3 protein-coding genes are annotated in these 3,759 nt (G+C 73.1%); all 3 read right to left on the bottom strand.

The window, feature by feature from the left end; genetic code table 11:
- Nucleotides 1–116: 116 nt before the first annotated feature.
- From ACFVGO_RS34565 to ACFVGO_RS34555, 3 genes are read right to left on the bottom strand one after another with little or no spacing between them, the layout of a single operon-like run.
- Nucleotides 117–872 carry an SDR family NAD(P)-dependent oxidoreductase gene (locus ACFVGO_RS34565; RefSeq protein ID WP_359914065.1) on the bottom strand — a complete coding sequence of 252 codons (756 nt, stop codon included), beginning with the start codon at nt 870–872 and terminating at the stop codon, nt 117–119.
- Nucleotides 869–1,855, bottom strand: coding sequence for a 3-oxoacyl-ACP synthase III family protein (locus ACFVGO_RS34560; RefSeq protein ID WP_380355169.1), 987 nt, complete (start codon nt 1,853–1,855; stop codon nt 869–871). The genes ACFVGO_RS34565 and ACFVGO_RS34560 overlap by 4 nt, the downstream gene beginning before the upstream one ends.
- A gap of 44 nt (nt 1,856–1,899) precedes the next feature.
- On the bottom strand, nt 1,900–2,160 hold the full coding sequence (locus ACFVGO_RS34555) for a hypothetical protein (protein ID WP_224279085.1): 261 nt from the start codon (nt 2,158–2,160) through the stop codon (nt 1,900–1,902).
- Nucleotides 2,161–3,759: the final 1,599 nt, after the last annotated feature.

The following is a 3,759-nucleotide window of genomic DNA, read 5'->3' as shown; positions in this document are numbered from 1 at the left end:
TCACCCCCCTGACGGTGTTGTGGCACAGGCCCGGGGCGGCACAGGCCCGGGGCGGCCGGGGGCGGGTGGCCGGGGGCCGACCGCCGTGCCCGGGCCCGGGCCCGCCGGGGGGGCGTTCAGGTGATGGAGGCCCCGGAGTCGATGCTGATGACCTGGCCGGTCATGCAGTCCTGGTCGAGGAACAGGGTGATCGAGCGGGCGACCTCGCGCGGGGTGACGAACCGCGGCACCGGGACCTTCTCGCGCATGCCCGCCACGACGTGCTCGGGCAGGGTGTCCGTCATGCCGGTGATCATGAAGCCGGGCGACAGGGCGTTGACGGTCACCCCCCTGCGCCCGCACTCCGCCGCGAGGGTACGGGTCAGCCCGATCAGGCCGGCCTTGGACGCCGCGTAGGCGGTCTGCCCGGCGGTGGCGATCAGCGCCGACGGGGAGACGATGTTGACCACCCTCCCCCAGCGCGCCCGCAGCATCGCCGGCACGCACGCACGCGCGGTGTGGAAGGAGCCGACGAGGTTGGTGTCGATCACCTGCCGCCACTGCGCCGGGTCCTGCATCGCCATCAGCGCGTCCTTGCGGATCGCCCCGTTGTTGACGAGCACGTCCACCGGCCCGAGCTCCGCCTCGATCCGCCCGTACATCGCGCCGACCGCGTCCCAGTCCGCGACCGAGCCGGTCACCAGCACGTGCTCGTTGACGAGCTGGGCGGCGACCTTCTCCGCGCCCTCGCGCGAGCTGTTGTAGTGCACCGCGACCCGGCAGCCCGCCGCGTCCAGGGCCAGCGCCAGCTCACTGCCCAGCCCCCCGGAGGCACCGGTGACCAGCGCCACCGGCGACGGCGGCCGCACACCGAAAGCGTCCCTGCCGCTCACCGCGCCACCCCTCCCCACGTCAGCAGGACCGAACCCCACGTCATACCCGCGCCGAACCCGGCCAGCAGCACCGTGTCACCGTCCTTGATCCGCCCCGCGTCCAGCGCCTCCGCCAACGCGATCGGGATCGACCCCGACGCGGTGTTGCCGTAGCGCTCCAGATTCGTCACCAGCCGGTCGGCCGGGATACCGGTGTGGGAGAGCACCGAGTTGATGATCCGGATGTTCGCCTGGTGCGGCACCACGTGGTCGACCTGCTCCGGCGTGATCTTCGCCTGCTCCAGCGTCTCGCGGATCGTGCGCACCGTGTAGCGCACCGCGTTCAGATAGATCTCGTTGCCGTTGATCTGCGCGTAGTGCAGACCCCGGGCGACGGTGTCCGCGGTGGTCGGCATCCGCGAACCCCCCGCCAGGACCTTCAGACTGTCCTTGCACGAGCCGTCCGCGCCCAGGTTCCACGCCCGGATCCGGTCCACCGCCCCCGGCCGCAGGACCACCGCCCCCGCACCGTCGCCCACCAGGATCGACAGGTCCCGGTCGGCGGGGTTCGCGGTCAGCGTGTGCGTGTCCGAGCCGATCACCAGGATCGGCCGCGGATCCATCCGCAACAGGCCCGCCGCCGTCACCAGCGCGTACACGAACCCGGCACACTCGGAATTCACGTCGTGCGCGCTGCCCGCGATCGCGAGCTCGTCGTGGACGAACGCCGACGTCGCCGGCGAGGGCTGCTCCGGCGTCGCCGTCGCCACGATCAGATGCGCGATGTCCGCACCCGTCAGCCCCGCGCGCTCCAGCGCCCGGCGCCCGGCCTCGACGGCCATCGACGCCGTGGTCTGCCCCTCGCCCACGGCCCTGCGTTCACGGATCCCGCACCGCGAGACGATCCAGTGCTCGTCCACACCGAAACGCTGCGCGAGTTCGGCACTGGTCACCACCCGTTCGGGAACCGACATCCCCCAGCCGGTGACGTCGAAACCGCTCACCACGCGACCCCTCTCCCTCTCCCGCTCCGCCGCCGCGCCCGGACTCAGTTACCGGCGGCCGGCACGAGCGCCAGGATCCGCTCGTGGACCACACGCAGCGTCGTGGTGTCGTCGATGTCCGCGAACAGCGACTCGTCCGCCGGGATGTGCGGGTACTGGTTCTGGAAGCCGTACAGCCACTCCATCAGGTCCAGCGAATCGACGTCCGCGATGTGCTGCAACGCCGCGTCCGCGTCGATCTCCTGGGCACCGGAGACCGCCTGGAGCTGCTGGGCCAGGTCCTCGATCGTGGGGATCTGAGACATCAGTGATCGTTCCTCTCCACGCCCACCACACGGTGGACGCCGTCAACGCATCGAAAGAAGCAGGACAGAAAACACCACCCACACACCACCCCCGGCCCCGACCCGCACCCACACCCCCCACCGCCCACGCCGCCCACGCCGCCGCCCGCAACGGACCCCGCTACGAGCCCCGCCCGCACCCGCACCCGGCCCCGGCACTCCTCGCACCCCCGACCCCCGGGAACACACCACACACAACCGACAACACAAAGGGGGGCAGGGCGAACAGGAACACCGACAACAGGCCGGCCGACAGACACGAACACAACACGGACAAGCGGACGAACGGGCGGGACGGACGGGCGGACGGGCGGACGGGCGGGCGGACGGGCGGGCGGGCGGGACAGGCGGGCGAACAGGCGGGACGGCCGGGCGGACGGGCAGGCGGAACAGCCGGCACCGACAACACCGGGAACACAACGGCGACAGCGCCCACACCCCCCGCACCAGCGCACAACACGCCGTCCGGGAACCGAAGCACCCCCCGGGGACGGACCCCGGAAGCCGTGCGTCTTGCCGAAACCGCATGAAACCCGCTCCCCCGCAACCGGCCCGCAACCCACCCGGCCCCCACTGCCTTGCGCACCGCTTGCGAGACACGCGCTTACCTGACCCACAACACACCGCACCCGCACGCAACCACCCGCCCCCGGGCAGCACCCGGCCACCCGGAACGGCACCCGCCGAACACACCGCAACACACCGAACACGACAGAGCCGCCGACCCCGGGAACCAACCGACCCGGCCAGCAACCCAGTTCGACCGGAAACACCGCACAAGGGCGGCACCCAACCGCCCGAAACGGCACGGCACGGAACGGCACGGCACGGCAGGCGCCGGGGGCGGCTGCCCGGGACGGCCGTCCACCCCGGACGGCGTCAAACCCCGGGAGCCCCCGCCCGGCCCGGCCGGCACACCGCCCACCGGTCGGCACCCAACCACCCGCCCGCGCCGGAAACCGGGTTCAACCGGCACACCGCACCACGGACGGCACCCGGCCGCCCGAACACGACAGAGCCGCCGACCCCGGGAACCAACCGACCCGGCCAGCAACCCAGTTCGACCGGAAACACCGCACGACGGACGGCACCCGGCCGCCCGGCACGGCAGGCGCCGAGGGCAGCGGCCCGGCCAGGCCGTCCACCCCGGCCGGAGCCGACCGGTCCGCACCCGCGGCCCGGTCCCGGCACAGAACACCGCCCGAGCGGCCGCACCACGACCGCAACAACCGGCCCCACGGCCGCCACGGCCGCCACGGCGGCCCGAGCGGCACCGAGAACCACGCACCACGCACCACGCACCACGCACCACGCACCACGCTCCACGCGCGGCGCCGAGAACCACGCACCACGTACCAGGCACCGCGCACCGCGCACCGCGCACCACGTACCAGGCACCGCGCACCGGCCATCGGGCACCGCAGGCCGGGCCACCCGCCACCGCGCACCGGGCGCCGGCCCCGCCGCCGCCCACCCGTCCGATACCCACCATCGTCAACCGAGGGGCCCCATCCCATGACCACCGTCGAAGCCCGCTCCATCAACCCCGACGTCGAGGCC

This window comes from Kitasatospora sp. NPDC057738 (genome assembly GCF_042798815.1).
In the GTDB taxonomy this organism is placed as follows: domain Bacteria; phylum Actinomycetota; class Actinomycetes; order Streptomycetales; family Streptomycetaceae; genus Kitasatospora; species Kitasatospora lactacystinica.
This window is presented reverse-complemented; position numbering and strand designations above follow the sequence as displayed.

What these genes read in the sequence shown, in the direction of transcription:
- ACFVGO_RS34555 (WP_224279085.1), bottom strand. Translation starts at nt 2,160, where the DNA reads ATGTCTCAGATCCCCACGATCGAGGACCTGGCCCAGCAGCTCCAGGCG.